Origin of the sequence: Pseudoalteromonas sp. P80D2 (assembly GCF_036680945.1) — a bacterium.
In the GTDB taxonomy this organism is placed as follows: domain Bacteria; phylum Pseudomonadota; class Gammaproteobacteria; order Enterobacterales; family Alteromonadaceae; genus Pseudoalteromonas; species Pseudoalteromonas shioyasakiensis.
Map to the genome: position 1 here is coordinate 27,753 of NZ_JAZDAR010000046.1, position 20,501 is coordinate 48,253.

General features: G+C 40.1%; 17 protein-coding genes and 1 pseudogene. 2 read left to right on the forward strand and 16 right to left on the reverse strand.

Going from position 1 to position 20,501, the window contains the following annotated elements; translation table 11 throughout:
- Positions 1-61: 61 nt before the first annotated feature.
- From VRK28_RS11740 to VRK28_RS11770, 7 genes are read right to left on the reverse strand one after another with little or no spacing between them, the layout of a single operon-like run.
- A complete protein-coding gene (locus VRK28_RS11740; RefSeq protein WP_332393988.1) occupies positions 62-238 on the reverse strand; it encodes a hypothetical protein in 177 nt (58 codons plus the stop codon).
- A gap of 1 nt (position 239) precedes the next feature.
- Positions 240-1,688 carry a TnsD family Tn7-like transposition protein gene (locus VRK28_RS11745; protein WP_290442236.1) on the reverse strand — a complete coding sequence of 483 codons (1,449 nt, stop codon included), beginning with the start codon at positions 1,686-1,688 and terminating at the stop codon, positions 240-242.
- A complete protein-coding gene (locus tag VRK28_RS11750; protein WP_332393989.1) occupies positions 1,685-2,647 on the reverse strand; it encodes a TniQ family protein in 963 nt (320 codons plus the stop codon). The genes VRK28_RS11745 and VRK28_RS11750 overlap by 4 nt, the downstream gene beginning before the upstream one ends.
- Complete coding sequence (locus VRK28_RS11755) at positions 2,640-4,091, reverse strand: ATP-binding protein (protein ID WP_251604174.1); 1,452 nt, start codon at positions 4,089-4,091, stop codon at positions 2,640-2,642. Before VRK28_RS11755 ends, VRK28_RS11750 begins: the two co-directional genes overlap by 8 nt.
- The gene (locus VRK28_RS11760; protein WP_332393990.1) at positions 4,081-6,264 is read right to left on the reverse strand and encodes a hypothetical protein; all 2,184 of its coding nucleotides are present in this window, start codon (positions 6,262-6,264) and stop codon (positions 4,081-4,083) included. Before VRK28_RS11760 ends, VRK28_RS11755 begins: the two co-directional genes overlap by 11 nt.
- A complete protein-coding gene (locus VRK28_RS11765) occupies positions 6,261-7,085 on the reverse strand; it encodes a TnsA endonuclease N-terminal domain-containing protein (protein WP_332393991.1) in 825 nt (274 codons plus the stop codon). Before VRK28_RS11765 ends, VRK28_RS11760 begins: the two co-directional genes overlap by 4 nt.
- Entirely contained in the window at positions 7,086-7,490 is a 405-nt protein-coding gene (locus tag VRK28_RS11770) for a hypothetical protein (RefSeq protein WP_332393992.1), read from the reverse strand.
- 414 nt (positions 7,491-7,904) lie between these two features.
- Between VRK28_RS11770 and VRK28_RS11775 the strand changes: the two genes are divergently transcribed.
- On the forward strand, positions 7,905-8,246 hold the full coding sequence (locus tag VRK28_RS11775) for a hypothetical protein (protein WP_332393993.1): 342 nt from the start codon (positions 7,905-7,907) through the stop codon (positions 8,244-8,246).
- Positions 8,247-8,399: 153 nt separating this feature from the next.
- On the opposite strand, the gene VRK28_RS11780 is transcribed toward VRK28_RS11775, so the two are convergent.
- The 9 genes and pseudogenes from VRK28_RS11780 to VRK28_RS11820 form a co-directional block, all read right to left on the reverse strand.
- Complete coding sequence (locus tag VRK28_RS11780; protein ID WP_332393994.1) at positions 8,400-9,311, reverse strand: hypothetical protein; 912 nt, start codon at positions 9,309-9,311, stop codon at positions 8,400-8,402.
- Positions 9,311-10,504, reverse strand: a complete 1,194-nt coding sequence (locus VRK28_RS11785) for a DUF3644 domain-containing protein (RefSeq protein WP_332393995.1) — start codon at positions 10,502-10,504, stop codon at positions 9,311-9,313. The genes VRK28_RS11780 and VRK28_RS11785 overlap by 1 nt, the downstream gene beginning before the upstream one ends.
- A gap of 113 nt (positions 10,505-10,617) precedes the next feature.
- A complete protein-coding gene (locus VRK28_RS11790; protein ID WP_332393996.1) occupies positions 10,618-11,361 on the reverse strand; it encodes a hypothetical protein in 744 nt (247 codons plus the stop codon).
- 8 nt (positions 11,362-11,369) lie between these two features.
- Positions 11,370-13,007 carry an RNA-directed DNA polymerase gene (locus VRK28_RS11795; protein WP_332393997.1) on the reverse strand — a complete coding sequence of 546 codons (1,638 nt, stop codon included), beginning with the start codon at positions 13,005-13,007 and terminating at the stop codon, positions 11,370-11,372.
- Between the two features lie 84 nt (positions 13,008-13,091).
- Positions 13,092-13,499 (reverse strand): annotated as a pseudogene (locus VRK28_RS11800) (tyrosine-type recombinase/integrase); the annotation flags it as partial.
- 172 nt (positions 13,500-13,671) lie between these two features.
- Positions 13,672-16,563: an aminomethyl-transferring glycine dehydrogenase gene (gene gcvP, locus VRK28_RS11805; RefSeq protein ID WP_062564961.1), complete on the reverse strand. Its 2,892-nt coding sequence runs from the start codon at positions 16,561-16,563 to the stop codon at positions 13,672-13,674.
- 430 nt (positions 16,564-16,993) lie between these two features.
- Entirely contained in the window at positions 16,994-17,383 is a 390-nt protein-coding gene (gene gcvH / locus VRK28_RS11810) for a glycine cleavage system protein GcvH (RefSeq protein WP_054551324.1), read from the reverse strand.
- Between the two features lie 51 nt (positions 17,384-17,434).
- Positions 17,435-18,517 (reverse strand): glycine cleavage system aminomethyltransferase GcvT, encoded by a 1,083-nt coding sequence (gene gcvT / locus VRK28_RS11815; protein WP_062564960.1) that lies wholly within the window; start codon positions 18,515-18,517, stop codon positions 17,435-17,437.
- Between the two features lie 180 nt (positions 18,518-18,697).
- Positions 18,698-19,297, reverse strand: a complete 600-nt coding sequence (locus VRK28_RS11820; protein ID WP_054560756.1) for a hypothetical protein — start codon at positions 19,295-19,297, stop codon at positions 18,698-18,700.
- 124 nt (positions 19,298-19,421) lie between these two features.
- On the opposite strand from VRK28_RS11820, the gene VRK28_RS11825 reads away from it, so the two are divergent.
- Positions 19,422-20,267 (forward strand): LysR family transcriptional regulator, encoded by an 846-nt coding sequence (locus VRK28_RS11825; RefSeq protein ID WP_054551321.1) that lies wholly within the window; start codon positions 19,422-19,424, stop codon positions 20,265-20,267.
- The last annotated feature ends 234 nt before the right edge of the window (positions 20,268-20,501 follow it).

The window sequence follows — 20,501 nt, forward strand, 5'->3', positions numbered from 1 at the left end:
TTTAATAGAGAAAACAGATTACCACTTATATATCTGCTTTCCAATCAACTACCAATTTACTTCATTCCTTTAATCTAGCTTCGTGAGGTACTTGCATTTGCTTCATTTTCTCTCGCACTGCCACTCGCTCTTCTTTACTTTTGTAATCTCCTCTTAAAAAGGGAAAGCTAGGACCATTCTCAATGGTTAACTCTTTAGGAATGCCTTTAACATTAAATTCGCTTTTTTCATCAGTCATTTTATTTCTCCGGTTTTTTGTATTGCTTGCGGGTTGGTAGATGTCGATACAGCCAGTTTTTGTCATGCTTAAAAAGCCACATGTAACTGGCGTTAAATTTGTTCTTGAGTTGATTGCGGGTGTATCTAGGAAACTTCTTCATTGCTAGGGACAACGATTTACGGTGATGTACTAGCTTTGCTCTAAAACGAAAGTGCTTACGCTGTTCAACAAGTTCTGGGTGTTGAGTTAACACTTGTTCAATAGCGCCTGTACTTAAGTTAAGTCCTTTTGCAATATCCTTTGTTGGGGTGCCCATCATCAGTTTGCGCAATATTGCTCTCCGGTCATTTTCAAAAATTTTAGATGCGCGGCTTTTCACCTTTCCTCCACCAGCAACAACCTTTGATTTTACCGCTGTCACACTAAGTTTTACTTGCTTGGCAATATTACGAAGGCTTTTACCTTGGCTAAACAAGCTCAAAATCAACTTACTTTTTAAGGTATCGTTTTTGTGATCTCGAATTGAAGCATTGGAGTTAAAGTGTGACTCTAAATCTTTGTTGGCGCTGTGATACTTTGATAGAAATGACTCAGGTGTAGAAAATAGATACGCCATCAAAGCCAGATGTTTTGCTGGGTGAAAATGGCAATCATGGTAGTTATAAAAAAGCTGGCATGGATAAGGGTATGTTTTATTGGTTGAGAATAACGCTTGCCATGCAGCATGGTTCAATTCTGCGGCATAATACCCCTGCAAATCTTCCCTTAAACACTTCTGCCTAATCCTAAGGCTTTTGCAAGCAAACTCTTTATTAAAAAGCTCAATGCGATAACAGTTTGTGAGCTGTTCATAATCAAACATATCAATGTCTGTTTGTAGAAGCGCCCAAAGGCTAAAACTTGAAAAATGATTGTGAAGCAACCCGTCTTGGTGACCTATCTCATTGTGGCGTTGAGGTGGTAACGCCACTTCTCTTCGCGTGACCTTTACTTCCAGCAACTGTTGAGCATGTGCTGGGCAGGTTATCAATCCATGTAGTTGATGTGTTCGATGCCAATATGCCACACCATATTGCTCCAAATCGTCATTCACACACTCAGGGCAATAGTACAGGCTCCCACTCTCTTTCACCCGGTTTGATGTTATTCCCAACCACTTTTGTACGAACTCAACATCACCAGTTAGCAATGCCTGTTTTACCAGCTCGTATTTGCTTTGACCTAGATATGGCTTGAAGTAGTTTAGACATGTATGGTTGTCTAATAGCTCAACTGGGTGTATGCCAAAGTTGTCAGAAATCCACGGTATTAAACTAGGAAAATTAGTGTTTAACTGTAAGTTATGATTCCCCCACAAAGATTGCTGCGCTACTCGGCATGAAGGACACCCTGACGCCATAACTTGTCGTGACAAGAAACTGCATAATGTTTCGTCAGGGAAAATCTGCTCCCATGCAAAGGCAGTCATAGCAAAGCCTGTGATATTTCCTCTTTACTACAGAAAGCTGTCAACGCAGCGAAATAGCAAATAGGATGGTAATTTCCGTCTCGATACATCAAGTGAATGAGATTTAACGAGTATGGATTTGGCGGTCTCCCACCTTGATGATCCACAAGGCAAAAATATGGTTTGTACGCACCTTTATCTACCCAATGATTTAAATAGTCCTGCGCTTGTCTAAGCTGAGTTCTATCAACCTTTGTAAGACTACTTTCAGTCATTGGGCAATTTAATGCATAGCGAAGAATAGAGGCAACAGTTGCACGACAGCCTAACCGTTTTGAATCCAGTAGTTTTTTTGAAAAACATTCGAGCCAATGTTGTTCATCGCTTAATGAAGTACGAGATGGTTCGATTCTCATACTACAGCGGGGGCAGGCATTACCTTTTGGTGACAGTTGGATTTTGACTAGACTGGCAGTGAAATAGCCACAATGAGCGCACAATCCCGATAAAGGTAAATTATGTTTGGCACACATCAACATAGACGGAATTTGATGCTGTGTATGCCAGTACCGAAATCCTTGTGTGTCATAATCGTCTTCGACACACATTTCACACCAGCGCCAATATTTAGAATGCGTTATGTTTGTAGTGCCGTTAAAACTTAAAGCTTGGTCTAGTTTTCTATTTTCGATGTTATTACATTGTTCTGTAAATAAAAATTTAGCGTCAAAATAGTATGGGGTGTGCCACGTTAATAGCTCTTTACGATCAAGAATGCCTCCATAAAATGACCATAGCTTGTCAAATTCTGGTCTCCATGCTGCTTTTAGATTGATCTGCCTGCTGCCACCAAAAACATTTCGAATCGTTAATTGCATATCCTGTGAGGATAAAATCATATAATGATATCGAGCAAGAATACTAAATATATGTTCTCCGGGTGCAGGGAGAGGGAAAAAGGATAACATTTCATTAGTCATTTAAAAGATCTCCCCCAATGTTTATGTCATCATCTTCATCAATATCTATACTTTGCTCAGTACCTTTTATTGATGGGGCACGTACAGGCTTTTTATCCGAAACTTCATTAGCTTGGCTTGAGGGATGTTCTTGATCATCATTGTAATCTGGTCGCCCATTGGCTTTCGTGGGTATTGAGTTTTCAAATGCAACTAGATTGTTTTTGCGTAAGTGCTTTAATGCTGGTCCCCAGCGATGAAACTGTCTTTTGAATATATCATCCAATACGGCTCTATCATCTATGCGTTCAACATTATGCTTGTCATTGGCTGCACGAATTATCATTTTCTTTATGTGGAGCCGCGCAAGACGCGTGATTATCGATTGCAAACCACCAGTTAAGTAATGAAAATACGCTTTAAACTCGTCACTAGGCTTTATGCCATTTATACATATACTTGTTTGATAAAATGCCTCAAAGAGTTTATCGAATTCCTTGCTTCCCATCCTATATGGGGAAAAGTGATCCTCTCGCTCACTAATCATTCTTCTAAGCGTTTGTATTTTTGGCATTTCATTTGGCTCATCCTCAATCGGATCAAAAAGCACAGTCCCCTCTGGGGTACAACTCAAAAATACTGGGATTCCCAATTTATTAAACAAACTTTCAATAATCTGTAAGTTAGGAGAATTCGACGATTTAATAAATTTTAAGAAAAACTGAAGCTCATCGAAATGAATAAGACCGATATGGTATTTCGTTGCAAGTTGTTGCATTACGCCATAAAGATGTTCAACGCCAATGCGATCTCTATTTTGATATTTGGGAGCATATTTAGGCTCGCCCAACGCAGCATCTAAAGCTCTAAAAAAAGAAAGCGCTAACGCCTTTGGTGACGCTGTTGCCGGGCAATCAAAGCTCAACCAAACTATTTGGGGCTTCTTGAATGGCTTACCTTGATACTCTGTATGGTCAATGACCTGTGGGATCAACGATAATATATTGCGAATAGTTAATGTTTTTCCTACGCCAGAAGCCCCTGAAATAAGACTAGACTGAGCAGTTGTAATACCGGGAATATTTGATAAAACAGGCAAATAATCTTCCTCTTTCACTTTCTCTGCAATAGTCATTGTTAATCTATTTTGGTTAGCTGAAAAAGGATTTCTGTGCTTGTAGTTGCATAGTATTTGTTCAATAAATTCATAATATAAAAAGGGAGTTAAAGTTGAGTGAGGTACAAATATTTCAAGCAATTGACTCAATTGTGTTTTCTTGTAGATGTTATTCAATTGCCAAAAGTTAGGCTGCATTTCAGGTATATAGGTAAGCTGTTTTAATATCTCGCTTTCATCTTCAATAACTCGCAATGCTTCTGTTAGGGGGTTATTGTTTAGGGTTTTATCGTCATGTGTCAGATAATTAGCATCCACCCTTTTAGGTGCAAATTTCTCAAAACTCATAATCATCCTCGTCCATACTGTCATTTGCAATAAACTCAGTAATACCACCACTGAATTGCTCGGCTATCTGGATTGCAATATTTAATTTGTCTATCTCACCTTGTTCCGCCCTGCGCTCCTTTACACCTTTCTGTGGAGCCTTAGTCGTTGTTTTCAGTGCTTCTTCAATTTGCTTAAGATTTAAGTCTCTTAAATCATCAACTTCGGAGTCTTTTTTTAGTTTCTCAAGACGTTGCATTACTTTAAGACGGTTCCTTATTGACTTTTCTTGACTCTTACGATGCTCGACCACCTCCCAAGGTTGGTTGCTAAAGCGGTGGGGTTTATTAGTAGAAGACTTTAAGAAAAAAAGAACATATTCCCCATCTGTAGTTTGATAGATAATGAATGATGCAGACGCTAATGTTCGTCTAAACGTTGCTGGGAATGCGCCTTCAAGTTTGGCTTTGGTGTACCAATTCGCTTGTTTAGCATAGTCTGAGTGGTATGCTTCGCGCTTATAATAAACACCATCTCCTCGAACAGTGACTACTATCTCAGCCATAAACGGCCAAATATAATCAGACATTCGTTCTGGAACAGTTGGACGACCACCATTCATTTCTTCATCAATATTGGACTTCCAAATATCTAGCGGAGTGAACCCATGAAGCTCAGATGCCATGCGAAAGTCATGCAAGTGAAGTCTGTCAGCATTATTGTTGTGATATTTGATTTCTAAGATAATGGCGGCATATAAAGATTTGATATCCCATAGGGACTCATTGCTTGGGTGTATATCTTCGCGCTTGAAATCCTTTAGGTTTCCGGGTTCATGCTTAACAACTTCATTGGCAATTACGCCAAACTTACGTTCTACAATCCCTTTACAGTCGCCTCTGAAAACAGCAACATAATTAACGGTTTCAATAGCTGCAACGCTACTTTTTAAGACGCCCGACATATGACCTAAAGAATACTCAACTCCATTGTCAACGGTTAGCTCATAACAAATATGATGACATGGCCAATCTTCGTCCTTCAGTTCAATACTGTATCGTGCAGCAAACTCAACTTTATTTGAAAAGGCATTGATCATTGCTTCGCTTGCTCCGGTCCAATCAGGGCCGTGAAAGCCAATGTACATTCCCACCACGACAGTTGAGTAGACATCAATAACAAGATATAGGACAGGCCGCCCCATAGAGAAACGCCCCGTAGTATCGTAGGGGTAACGAACGTAGATATCTAAAACGGTTGCATCTATTTCATATCGAAATGACGGGCCGATTACTCCGTCTCGTGAAATCCCCTGTCTATCAGCATAGTCTTTTTCGTATGTGACATGACCGTGCCAATTCTTAAGCTTGTCTTTCATCGAAAGTGATAAGTTGAAGTGGTAACTAAGTTGAGATTCAGAAAGTTGATCTTCTTCGTCTACCGTTGATACGTGTTTACGAGTTCCATAAGGTGTTTCAATATACTCGGTGATTTTTTCAAAGTATTTTCGGTAACCAATATCAAAATTGGCGGGTGTTAGTTTGATCTTCCCTTTTTTTAGTAATTTTATAGTGGTTAAAAAATTACGTTTGTCTTGCTTTGTAACTCCACGTGATTTTGAATCTGTTTTTGAATTGTCTGATTTTCCGCAACCTCGTTTAACATTTTCAGGACCGTGTTCTTCAGGCCAAAAATAGTTACTACCAACGTTCTTTAACCCCACAGGGAGTAAGGCATTTTTATTACAGCCCCATACAATATAACGATTGATGATATTGTAGTAAGCCCCAGCAGTTTTATATGGACCTGTTGAGTTGATCAACTCACGTATTTGAATGCCGATACCATCACCAAACAGATATAGCTCTATATTTGTCGTGCTAACTAAAGACTCAACGACTTCAAATCGGGCATCTCGTTTCTTTATCCAATGTTGCTTTTTTTCTCTTATTAGTCTGTCTTCTGAGTACCCCATTTCCACAGGTAATTTATAGTCTTCAACTTCATAACCATTTTGTTCTGCAAGCTTATAAAGGTCGTCAAATTTGTAAATTTTAGGCTTTCTCGCATTAGCACTTTCTTTAGCCCATGTCATATCTGCAACAGCAGCAAGTGAGTCTCTTGTATTGATTGCGCAAACTCGCAACGAGACATTTAAAGGTTTATTGAAGATATGCATGTTCACATGGATCATGGCAGTACCTTCAAAGGCTCACGCAGGAAAATACGCTGAGTTAAATCTAGCTTTAGTATGCGGTGAAGTGCAGCTTGCTTAAACACGGTTTGACTGCGTTTAAAGTCTAACGAAAGTTGGTTTCCAGCATTAATAATGTGGTCTACACAGTTAAGAAATTTATTTTCATACCAAGAGTCATAAAAGGCTTGGCTAAACTCTAGTTTTTCGCTGTCAGATACAATGGCATTAGCTTCAGTAGCAAACCAATCAAGGTTCCAACATATCAACTTCGTTGCTTCTCGCTCTGATATGAGAAAGAGTTTTATTCCTCTACGCTTCCAATAAATCTTCTCAATTTCAATTTTCTGCCATACTCGGTAATGCTTTTTTTTCAGCCTACCGTTTTCATCAATTGTCCAAAGCTGATTCCAATACTTAAAATTGTATGCCCGTTTTACTAGTTCTCCGCTATCAAAAATAACATGCTCAGTATAAAAATCAGTGGACATAACGTGTGCAGCTTTAGTTTTGTAATCTCCCGAATGCAAAAATCCAAGCTCATTCGCAATATCTAGTGTTTCGTTAAGATCCAACGGGACTTGCTCTTTGACTAACAAGGTATCTGGTCGCCAAACTAAAACTTTATAAGCTCGCTTTTCACCATCACTTAACAGGTGTATCTCACGTTTTTGCTTCGGGCATCTGTGCAAGTGACGACGACCAACCTTGTTAACATCTTTAACGGTTACCCAAGGATGGTGGTGCCTACGCTTTTCCAACTCAGCGTTCCACTTGTCGATACTTTTAACTATCTCTTCGGTGATAATTCGCTGTTGCATTTACTTCACCCAGCGATTACTGAACCCATGTCTTACCTGATAGATGCGTCCAGCAATAGTTATTTCATTAAAATCCTCCGGAATATGGCGGTCTAAAGTAGTGATGTAGGTGTTTCCATCCTCAGTTTTTTCTTCATAGAGAATGGTTAAGTTTAAATCTTTCAAAATCCCATATAGCGGAGTTGTTAATACTCTTGAAACGGAATTGTATGGCACCAAAATGCTATCGATTTGGTTTAAGGTGATAACACTTTGCATTTTATCAAACAGAGTGTCTTTCGAGATCATGTCAGTATCTAAGCACTGAGGTAACATTTTTACGTTAAGTTGAGAATGAGTGATAACGCTTCGGCATAATTGCTTAAGACTAGAAAAAGAATGTTCGCTTAGTTTGAGTGTATTCATGATTTCACCTTACGCTTTTAATCACTTAAAACAAATAGAACACACAAACACAAAAATCAAGAACACAAATTACATAACCCATTGTTTTTTAACATAATTAATAAATGCTAAATTATATATTTATTTTAGTATTTATTATTTTACAACTAACTAACTTATTGTTTTAATAGGATTTAATTTAAATATATTTTTATATAAATTATTTATTACAGGCAACTCAAAACAAAATAAGCTAGAAACCCACTCAGAAAAATTTTTATGATTTTTTTCGATTCGTGTTTGAAATTAAAAAGCAGAGCAAAGATATGAAATTATCTAAATGCAAATAATCCATATTACGTCCATGCTTTTGCCTATATCTTTAAAAAATACTGAGCTAGGATTTACGAAAACCAACACTAGAGCGAGCTTATTATGGCGACAACGACCGTTTACGATTGGATTATTGTTTCCGTGTATGACCGCTATGATAAAAATGACGATAATACGTTCGTGGGTAAAGTTTTATATGGCTTTGTACTAGATGACCAAACTTGTAGGTTTGCTCAACATGATTATGTCACCACCTCTCGGATCGAAAAGTGTGACTTAAAAAGAGGTATTGTTGAAACACACAGCGGCAGCGTCTATGTGCTTCAGGGTGCGGGAACAGATGCAACGATTGATTTTCGTGATTTTGAGTTGCTGCGAATGGGCTACAGCCCAACACAGATCGCTCAATTAAATTCTGCTGCATCCAACGGAATAATTCATTAAAACAGTAATGTTTGAAAATTGAGGTATTCCGCCCTCGAAGATCAATGAGTTCTAGTAATAGATTCATTATAAAGGATCATAGTATCGTGCCTGCATATAAATTAGTACGAACTACGATCCTACATACTTCAATTTAGTACATAGACTGGCTTCTTATAGATAATCTTCTATATTGAAGTCCTTCAATGGGTTTAAAGTATTAACGGTTGCTTTAGGCCAAAGTTTCTTAGCAGCATCTTCATTTGGATACGGATCGATCAACAGTACCTGAGTTATATTTTCACCACTTTCTTTCAAAAAATTTAGAAGTGCATAATCATAAGCATTAAATGCGAAACCAAATAGTATAATTCTTTTACTATTTGATAATATTTGGTCTCCTAAGGCCCATACATTTGCTAGCTCTGGTGGTGGTGTTTTCTCTGGTGCAGGTGGAACAATAAGAGCCTTGCCAGCTCTACCGGGTTTGCCACTTGTATACTTGATATCTGAATCCCAAGAAAGTGAGCCGTGCAGTTTAGCAAAAGGTATATTACCTGTTACATTTACATGTGCATTTTGCCAAGGAAATTGAGGATTTAAGCCTCTACCAAATAGTTGCTCTCCTTTAACTCCATAATTAAAGCCTTTAGTTCCTAAAGCACACTCGACTAAAGTATCGTAATTACAAGTTAGTATTCCTCTTAATCCAAAGCTAGCTATAGAATTTATAAAACCCTTAATCTTAATTATTTGTTCATTTTCTCTAACAACTCGCTCATCGAACATAGCCGAGGTATACGAACCTTGGATTCTAGTCATGAATGGTTCTGTTAAACGCCTATTCACATACCAAATAATTCGGCTACGCCTGTGTGATGACTTGTGCAAACACCAATAGATAAATTGCTCTTCCGTAGCAGTGAGATTTTCGTTTTTCCATTTGCTCCAGTCACTTTGCAATAATTCTAGTTTTCTATTTTCCGTTTCATTTGTTGGTTCAATATCAAAATCAAACAGTTGGTTGACCAGTGGTAGATCAAATGCCCATTTAGAAAACCCTGCCCCCAAAAATAATGTAATCATTAGTTTTTCACTCTTTTCGATGGCAATGATTTTTCTAGCCAATTGGGATGAGCTAAGTTCATCAAAAACCAATCAATAAATAACTCTGAATATCTAGGTCTATCTGTATGATCGAAAAAAGTCGGTTTACTCTTAACTTTATGTTTTTTCACCACCGCTCTAAACGAATAACTAGTAATACAATGAGTCGATTGCGCAGCATTTATTCTTTGAATTGCAGCTTTCTCATAAAAGGGGTGTGTTAATTTAAGGTTTTTGGGTCGATCTACAAAAACAGTATGAGTCCCATCAGGGCCAGCACCAAAAGTTAAGTCACCATCTCCCGGCTTTTTAGTCAAGGCAAGCTTATATTCAATGTTAATTGCGAAGCGATTAGAGTTATGCTCTTGCTCAAGTTTGGTGAATTTCTTCAAAAACTTTATTACTTCATCTGTAGTTCTTTTACCGTATTCATCTTTTAAAATAGCCATATCTGGTTCTGGACCATCAATCACTAAACTCAACATGCCTACACTTTGATCAGAAAGAGGAGCATACCCCTCTTGATGAGCAAACTCTTCTTGATACAATAAAACTGATGTTTGAAATAGCCTAGACAATTGCGGCTGAATTTCTGGTAAAAGTAAATGAACTGCATCGTTTCTTAATGAAACTAGTTGATTTAAATTATCCTTATCTGCGCTTTTACTTGGATATCGAAAGTCAATTGCTTGTCCAACAGGGATGCTTCTTCCATTTTCTTCAAATAGTGAATCAAACCCTTGTGCCTTTAGTATTTGCGCTTTAAGTAAAAGTTCCCAAGCATTAGTCATCATAATAGCAAAGGCTTCAACTCTATTTTCTAAGCTTGGTCGGTTATAAACCTCCAAAGCAACTGTAAAGGCGTTTAGGCTTCTTTTGATTAGTTTTTGGTATAGCTTTTCATCATCACTAAGAACCTTAGCTTGTGTGCTTTGAGAAGTTATTCTGAAGAAATCATCGTCACTTAAGGAAAGTAACCCTTGGCTGTACCAATAGGGCCTTTTGTTTTGAAATATGTACTTTCCCTTGAGGTTCTCACTAACAAATTTGCTAATGGAGTCTGATTTGTATCCAGTTTCAGCGGCAGCTTCAGCATACGTGAAGTGTGTTTTATTTTTCTCTTTTTCACGAAAAAAATTTAAAAGCTCACTTCTCTTATCCTTTTTTTTCATACTCATCCGTCCTTGTAATATTTTTTTACGGCTTACTTTAATGTTCACATAATAATTAAGTACTTAATAACATAAAATAAATCAGACAACACGGGCATGTGTGATTTCATGCCTCAATAATTGCCAAATGAGTCAATAGATAGCTTTGAAGAATATTCGGATACAACCGACCTAAATAGCTCTAACACCTCTACTTTAGAAGCACCACCTGTAACTAGGTGAATTAGCTCATCGAAATCAAACTCAACAAAGTGATTTAACCTTGGGTTCAATAAAACTCCGCGCTTCCATTCAATAGTGTTTTTTTCAATTGCCGATGCATAACTGAGCAACCAGTAAATTAATAATTGCCTGTAGTCATTAGAAGAGAATCCCTTTGACGTACATTTTACTTCAATTAATGTACTACCAACCGAAAAATCGCCAACTCCATTGGATATCCATTCAAAACCACATATTTTTGGAGAAGTTACAATATTGCAGCCATCAGATAACATATTTAAGCTTTTAACCAAGTTGTCTGATGTCTTGCGAATAATGGATAATTCTATTTCTGTTAGCTGAGAAGGTGTACTTGCGTCAAAATATTTCGATTGTCTTTCTATGGCAAGTTGAATGCAATTTTCAATATTTTCTGGGGATTGGGAAAGTGTCTGTTCGGCTTTCGCAAAAGCAACTTCAAATAACATTGCCGCGTTTGTATTTATGCAAAGCATATCTTGAGACCTTATTGGATTAACTCCACCAAACGATTGTGACTTTCGATTTAATAACGCAACCAGCCCCGGCAACAACCGGGGAAATAATATGTCGCAAACCCCCGGAATATCTCTGGCGACAGTTCTAGGGTCTCGCATGGGGAGTCTTAAGAATCGCATTTTTCGGCCCATTGTTTGAATAATTTCCCAAAGGAAGTTCCCGCTTTACTCTCAACACCAAGCGCCCAATAATTGTCTGTAGCGTTATTAACTTGGTTCCTAAAATGAAGTCCGTCATCACCAAATTTATACGATGCTAGCCACAGCATTCTTTGAACCTCTACTCCTTGGGTGGACCATGCATTTCTCACTGAAATGAATGAAGGCCGATCATTCCAATGTCTCCAACAATCAATACAAGCTCTTTTGACCGTCTCAAATTTAGTTTTATTAAAAACATCACTAGCCACGAAAACGCTTCTAGTTTCCGTCTTTTTAAACCTTATTGCCCTTAGAAAATGTAAACAGTTAGACTCAGGTAAAAGAAGGTGTTTTGAATGTGAAATAACTTCATCTAAACAAACATCTAAAGTAGCGTGTATGGAAGAGAAATTGGAATCACTTCTAAGTGAAATAACACCTCTCATGATAGTAGGCCACGATGCCCTAAACGCATTTAAATTTTGCACGGACAGCAGAGTTCTACATAATTGAAGCGCTGTCATCGGTGTTTGCAGTTTTAAAGTTCTACTGATTTGTGACACTAAATACGCATCCGGTTGGCTTTTACTGGTTTCAGCCGCTAACAACGTTTGAAGATCAATCTCTTTTACAGTTTGTTGTAAGTCTTCATAATCCTGACGAGGATCATCTGTATAAGGATCAAAATACAAATCGATCTCTTTCAACTTACTTGCTTGATCATCACTTGCAAATAACTGTGCAGTTACAAAATCTTTATAGTGCTTAGCACTAAGTAACGTTGTTTTACTTCTATTTAATGACAGTCCATAGTCAGCTAAAACATTGGAAAGAATCGAGAGAGCCTCATAGGCTTTGGCTTGACTATCCGCAACCAAAGTAAAGTCGTCAACATACCGATGCCAAATGATCCCATTTTGGCTAAGCAATGAATCTATTGATGTCATCAATAGCTCCGCAAGAACCCTTGCACATTGCCCACCAACAGGAAGACCGAAGGAGCGACCAGAACTTAGTTGATTCAAAATTCGATCAATTTGAGTACCGACAGTATCATTTTCTCCGAAGAGATCATCGACACAATTTTCAACCCTGTGGTGATATATATGTTCGTAAAAACTAGAAATGTCAGTTTGAATTACAACAGTGTTAGGCGAATCTAATAGTGGTTCGTTTAGAGTAGCTTCTTTATAGGCTCTCCAAGATTTACTTCTGTCGAAAAACTCAACTGTATCTTTAGAATATCTATATGAATGTGCCCTAGAATTTCGATAAGGCTCATTAGCATCTGCAATTGCTATCGCCAAACCATTTAAATAAATATTCCAAAAAGGGTGTATTTTTGTGGATGTCCTGAATCCATATGCCCCCGTAGGCGTCAATAGCCTTTCATTAAAAATTTGAAGTGAATTTAATTGATTAGCGGCATTCTTTTTACCGCTTTTATTTAACCTTTCAAAATATTCAAACGCGATTTTTGCTAACTGTGTAGGCTTTTCAGCAATGAATCGATTATCAATATTAAATGGCAAAGTATCATTATCTCCGTGCTTACCAATCTCTTCAGCAGCTCTTTGAAAATGTTCTAATTGTATAGTTTGCAAAATTCACCATCCTTGATTACTTTTCATCAATTCATTTATTTTAAATTTAACTAATTATACCAAATTAAGATACTAATTTTCTCATCAAAACAACCCACTACCACCCTCAGCAGAAGGATGAGTTGCTTCATAAACTTCAGATAACTTCTTACGGCTTACATGAGTGTATAACTGTGTGGTGAGTATGCTGGCATGGCCTAGCATTTCTTGGATGTGGCGTAGGTCAGCGCCATTGTCTAACATTGTTGTCGCAGTGTTGTGTCGGTAAAGGTGACACGCGCCACTACGATCAAACCCCGCTAGTTTCACGTACTGTGATGCCATATCAGACAGCTTACTCGGCACATAGCGTTTGCCATTGTTAGCCAAAAACAGCGCCTTTCCAGATCCGATGAATGCAAACATTGGTCTGATCTTGCCAATGTAGAATGCTAACCACTCACATCCTCGCAAACTAATTGGCACCAAACGCTCTTTCTTACCTTTGCCGTGAACTCGAACTAACTTACATTAGCGTAAAGGTCAACTTTGTATCAGTCAAAATAAAAAAAGGTGAGCACTCAGCTCACCTTTTCAATTCTCGATGTGTCACAAACTTAATTCTAAGTCACAAACTTTATTAAAACGTTCACAAACTTAATTAAGCATCGACATTAATCAAACCTTAGTCACGGTATGTCTCTACCGCTGGGCATGAACAAACTAGGTTACGGTCGCCGTATACGTCATCGATACGGGTTACTGTAGGCCAGAATTTGTCTTTTGCTACGCTTGGTACTGGGAATGCTGCGTAGAAACGGTCGTATGCACGATCCCATTCATTGCCTAGTACGTCTGCTTGTGTGTGCGGTGCAAACACTAGCGGGTTGTTTTCAATTGACCATTCGCCAGATGCGATACGGTCGATTTCTGACTTGATTGACACCATTGCTTCGATGAAACGGTCGATCTCAACTTTAGACTCAGACTCAGTTGGCTCAATCATTAGCGTGCCAGCTACTGGGAATGACATAGTTGGTGAATGGAAGCCGTAGTCTTGTAGACGTTTAGCTACGTCCATTTCTGTTACGCCTGTTTGCTCTTTGATTGGGCGTAGGTCAACAATACACTCGTGCGCAACGCGGTTGTTACGGCCACGGTATAAAATTGGGTAGTGTTCACTTAGCTTCTCAGATAAGTAGTTAGCGTTCACGATAGCCATTTCTGTTGCTTGTTTTAAGCCTTCAGAGCCCATCATGGCAATGTATGCCCACGAGATTGGTAAAATAGCTGCTGAGCCGTAAGGGGCAGCAGAAACCGCACCGTTACCGATGTTTGTGCCAGCAACATTAATTACGCTGTGGTTAGGCATAAATGGCGCTAGGTGAGATTTAACACCGATTGGGCCAACACCTGGACCACCACCACCGTGTGGAATACAGAATGTTTTGTGTAGGTTAAGGTGCGATACGTCAGAACCAATTGAACCTGGGCTTGTAACACCTACTTGCGCGTTCATGTTTGCGCCATCCATGTACACTTGACCGCCGTGCTGGTGCACGATGTCACAGATTTCACGAATTGTTTCTTCGTAAACACCGTGTGTAGATGGGTAAGTGATCATGATACAAGATAGGTTTTCAGATACCTCTTCGGCTTTCGCTTTAAGGTCTGCCATATCAACGTTACCGTTTTTATCACAGTCAACAACCACGATTTTCATGCTTGCCATTTGTGCAGACGCTGGGTTTGTACCGTGCGCTGAACTTGGGATCAAACATACGTTACGGTGACCTTCACCGCGTGACTCGTGGTATTTACGAATCGCGATTAAGCCTGCGTATTCACCTTGTGCACCTGAGTTAGGTTGTAGTGAAACAGCATCGTAACCTGTGATGTTTACTAACCAATCATGTAACTCTGTCATCATGATTTGGTAACCCGCAGCCTGATCAAGTGGGCAGAATGGGTGTAAGTTTGCAAACTCAGGCCAAGTGATTGGGATCATCTCAGCTGTCGCATTAAGTTTCATTGTACATGAACCTAATGAGATCATTGAGTGGTTAAGCGCTAAGTCTTTGTTCTCTAGGCGCTTGATGTAACGCAACATTTCAGTCTCGCTGTGGTACGAGTTGAAGTTAGGGTGCGTTAAAATTTCGTCATCGCGTACTAGGCTTGCAGGAATTGAGTTGCTGCCATTTACTTCGATTTCGTTTGCAAGTGCATCAACGCTTAGGCCGTGATCTTCACCTAAAATGATGTCGAATAGCTCAGCTACGTCTGCACGGGTTGTTGTTTCTGATACAGAAATTGAATATTCACCTGCGCGGTTAGACGCAAAGTTAACACCGTGCTCTACTGCACGTGCAACGATTTCGTCTTTGTTATCTGCAACAACAGTCAGTGTATCGAACCATGTGTCGTGCTTAAGGTTTACACCTTTCTCTTTTAAGCCTGCTGCTAAGATGTCTGCAAAACGGTGGATACGCTCAGCGATAGTTTTAAGGCCTTGTGGACCATGGTAAACCGCGTAGAACGCTGCCATGTTCGCTAGTAATACTTGCGCTGTACAGATGTTTGAGTTGGCTTTTTCACGACGAATGTGTTGTTCACGTGTTTGCATTGCCATACGTAGTGCGTCGTTACCTAAACGGTCTTTAGAAACACCGATAATACGACCAGGTAGTGAACGCTTGTACTTGTCGCGTGTTGCGAAGAATGCAGCGTGTGGACCACCGTAACCCATAGGTACACCAAAACGCTGTGCTGAACCAAGTACTACGTCTGCACCTAGTTTACCTGGTGCTTTAAGCATTAATAAGCTCATGATGTCTGCAGCAACACAGGCAATCGCTTTTTTGTCTTGTACTTGTGCGATTAGGTCAGTTACGTCAGTGATTTCACCGGTTGTTGATGGGTATTGGAATAATGCACCAAAAATCTCATGATTAGCCGCTTCGCTTGCAGGACCAACTACTACTTCAAAACCAAACTGGTCTGCACGTGTAGCAACAACGTCGATAGTTTGTGTGTGTACGTCATCGGCAATGAAGAAGATGTTTGCTTTTTTAGCTTTAGCAACACGCTTTGCAAGGCCCATTGCTTCTGCAGCAGCCGTTGACTCGTCAAGTAATGACGCGCTTGCTAAATCAAGACCAGTTAGGTCTAGGGTCATAGTCTGGAAGTTTAATAATGATTCTAAACGACCTTGTGCAATCTCTGGTTGGTATGGTGTATACGCAGTGTACCAGCCTGGGTTCTCAAGTACGTTACGTAAAATTACGTGTGGTACGTGAGTTGGGTGGTAGCCTTGACCGATGTATGATTTGAACACTTTATTTTTGCTTGCTACTGATTTTAAGTAGCTTAGTGTTTCAACTTCAGTGCGGCTTTCGCCAATTGATAAACCTTGCTCTAAGCGAATGCTTGCAGGTACCGTTTGACCGATCAGCTCTTCAACACTCGATACTCCAAGAGCGCTCAGCATGTCGCTTACTTGCGCTGGGCTTGGCCCAATGTGACGGCGAATAAAATCTTGCTTTTGCTCTAATTGTTCAAGAGATTTGGCGTTTGACATTTGTCCAGATTCCTATGATCCAAAAAAAAGTGGTTACTGCCAATGGGTAACTGGCAATAACTTAAAAACAGGTTGATTCAGTAACTTACAGCGTATGGAAAAGTAAGCTATAAAATCATAAAAGCCCCAACTGGATACCCAAACCGCTTGATAATACTTTATTCAGGGCGATGTGAGCATTTTCAATTCAAGGCATATTGATGCAGGAATGGCATTCCCTTTTAAATCAATATAACGATGAAGTGATATTGCTCACACGCCCCGGAACGGTGGGTTTTAAATTGCTTTATTCTGCGTTAACTGATTTCGATTTAGCCCACTAGATCTTCAATCAGTCGCCTTGCCAAAAGCAATTTAAATTCCCACTGAATTTTGTATATTCAAGTGGTTTGGGTATCTCTGGGGCTTTTTAGTCGGCGTGACTAATTAATTAGTCTTCGTCGATTGTGTTAGCGTAGCCTTCAGCGTCTAACAGGTTATCAAGCTCTGATGTGTCAGATGCTTTGATACGGAATAACCAACCGTCAGTGTACGGGTCGTTATTTACTGTTTCAGGCGAATCTTCAAGCTCTTCGTTGATTGCAACGATTTCACCGCCGATTGGTGCGTAGATGTCTGATGCTGCTTTTACAGACTCAGCTACTGCGCAGTCTTCACCCGCGTCAACTTCATCACCAACTTCTGGTAATTCAACAAATACCATGTCGCCAAGAAGTTCTTGTGCGTGCTCAGTGATACCTACAGTAAACGTACCGTCACCTTCGTCGCGAACCCACTCGTGTGAAGTAGCATATTTTAATTCGCTTGGGATATTGCTCATCTTTTTGTTCCTTTGGTTTATATTGGGTGATAACACCAAATTTTTTATAGTTTAGATAACTGATTTGCCGTTACGTACAAAGCAAGGTTTAACAACCTTAACGTTAACCAGTTTTTTACGCATCTCTACTTGGGCTGTTTCGCCAGTTGAACGCGGAACGCGTGCTAGCGCAACACTGTGACCAAGGGTTGGTGAGAATGTACCAGAGGTAATCACCCCTTCACCACCTTCAACGATGACTTTTAAACCGCTACGCAATACGCCTTTTTCTTCAAGCACTAAACCAACTAGTTTGTCTGTGCACTTATCAGCGCGTTGCTGTTCTAATACTTCACGACCGATAAACTTACGATCTTCTGGCTCCCATGCGATTGTCCACGCCATGTTTGCAGCAAGTGGAGAAACACTTTCGTCCATATCTAGGCCGTAAAGGTTCATACCCGCTTCAAGACGTAACGTATCACGTGCACCTAGACCCGCTGGCGCTACGCCTGCGTCTAGAAGTTGTTGCCATAAATCAGCAGCTTGATCGTTAGGCACTACGATTTCATAACCATCTTCGCCAGTATAGCCTGTTGTCGCAATAAATAAATCACCTGCTTGCACACCAAAGAAAGGCTTCATACCTTCAACAGCAGCTTGTTGCTCTGCGTTAAGTACTGTTGCTGTTTTAGCACGTGCATTAGGGCCTTGAACGGCAATCATTGCAAACTCAGGACGCTCAGTAACCGTTACGGCGAAATCAGCTGAAACTTTAGCTAAATGCGCTAAATCTTTTTCACGTGTTGCTGAGTTAACTACTAAACGGTAGTTCGTTTCTGAGAAGAAGTAGATGATTAGGTCGTCGATTACGCCGCCTTCTTCGTTAAGCATACCTGTGTAAAGTGCTTTACCCGGTACAGTTAACTTAGCAACGTCGTTTGCAACTAGCTTACGTAAGAACGCTTGTGCTTGCTCGCCTTGAATATCGACAATAGTCATGTGAGATACGTCAAACATACCTGCATCTGTGCGAACCGCATTATGCTCTTCGATTTGTGAGCCGTAGTTGATTGGCATTTCCCAGCCGTGGAAATCAACCATTTTTGCGCCAGCTTCAAGGTGCTTAGCATGTAAAACTGTTTTAGAAGTCATAATATTCCTTCACTTTTAAATTAACCCACAAGTTGTGGGGCGTGGCCTCAATTTAATGAGGGGGAATAACATGGGCGGCGATTATACATTAGTTGCACAGTTGTCACACCCAAATTGCGATTTTGTAACTAAAAAACAGCTAAACACCCAAGTGCGTAGCTGTTTTAAAAATTTTATCTTTTAAGCAACGTTGGCTAAGGCTAAATCAAAGCCGAGCTGCTGTAAGTGCGTTTGCCATTTATCAAGCTCTGCTTGGCGCGCCACCAGCTGAAATTGCTGTGTTGCTTGGTTATCTATGGCGGTAATAAATACCTCACCACTTTGTGCACCATAACAACTGCGCATGTCTGATAAACGCAGCCCCGGCGTTAGCTTAAAGCTGTCGACCAAGGCATCAAACGCTTGCTCACCACTTAGGGTTAGTGCGCTTAAATCGTCACGCATTACATAATCAATGTCGTAACGTAGTTGTTGCTCATTAATAAGCGACTGTAATTGCACGCTGGCATCTTTACCTAATACAAAACGAAATGCAGTTTCGTTAAAGTAATACAGGGCATAAGCGTAGCTGCTTGTTAGGTCATCGTCTAATGAACTACGTAAGCCTAAACCACTGGCGGTTAGCTTATTAATATCAAGACCTAAAATAGCCGTTAAAAATGGGATTGCTTCAGTGCCACTAAAATCCATAATGGCAGTATCGCTATTTGCTTGTAGCACGTTGTCTGCTGGGGTCTCAGCTTGGCTGTGGCGAGCAAACATTATTGGCGTAAAAGTCATATGTGACACCTATCAATCGTTAATGCTTGAAGTATATTGCGCCGTGCTGGCAACAACAAATTGTAATTATTTATCAATTGATAAATAATGCTTATATACATAGCCCTATAAATAGAATTTTTTAATGAAAAACATTTCTACCGATAGTTTACGTACTTTAGTCACTGTTGTTGAAGTTGGCGGATTTGCCAAAGCTGGTGAATTATTGGGGCTATCGCAACCGGCTGTGAGCTTACAAATAAAGCGCCTAGAAGACATGCTGGGCCATAAGCTTTTTAAAAAGCAAGGCCAGCGCCAAGTGCTTAATCAATATGGCGAATTGCTTATGCCATTAGCTAAGCAAATGCTGCAACAAAACGATGCCATTTTGCAGCAGTTCACCAGCGAAAACGTGACCGGTAAAGTGCGCTTGGGGATCCCCAGTGAATTTGCTGCACGTATTTTACCGTCGATCATTGGTGACTTCGTGGCCCTATACCCTGACGTATCGCTCGAAGTGCGCTCTCGATTGAGTAAACATTTGTTGTCGGTCTCGCGCCAAGATCAATTCGATTTAGTGCTGGCATTAAACGAAGAGCTAGAATCAGCTAAGTTCCCTATCTTTATGCAAGACCAACTAGTATGGGTGGGTGATTTAAACCTTGCACAGAACGATGTGGTAACGCTTGTAACCGCCCCCGAGGGATGTATTTATCGCCGCCGCGCAATCGAAGCACTACAAAGTGCGGGTATTAAATACCGCATTGCTTACAGTAATGCCGACTTAACTGGCCTAACTGCGGCATTAAAAGAAGGCTTAGGCATTACGGTGCTTGCAAAAAGCACCGTACCGAATGAGCTTAATTACCAAATACAAACCAAGGACCTCCCCGAGCTTGGTCAAATCGGTATTAGTTTAATTAAACGTACCGACGACCCCGGCACCGCCGTAGACAAACTCGCCGAATTCATCGCCCTACGTTTGACTTAGGATTGAGTTGCGAGTTGCGAGTTGCGAGTTGCGAGTTGCGAGTTAGCAAGTTAGCAAGATTGTAGCAGCGATTTTATATCGCGTAGGAATTTAGCTAGGTGCTAGGTGCTAGGTGCTAGGTGTTAGGTGCTAGGTGCTAGGTGTTAGGTGCTAGGTGCTAGGTGCTAGGTGCTAGGTGCTAACAGCATAGACTTTTTTCGGCGTTAAAACGCCTCCTACAACTCGCATCTCGTT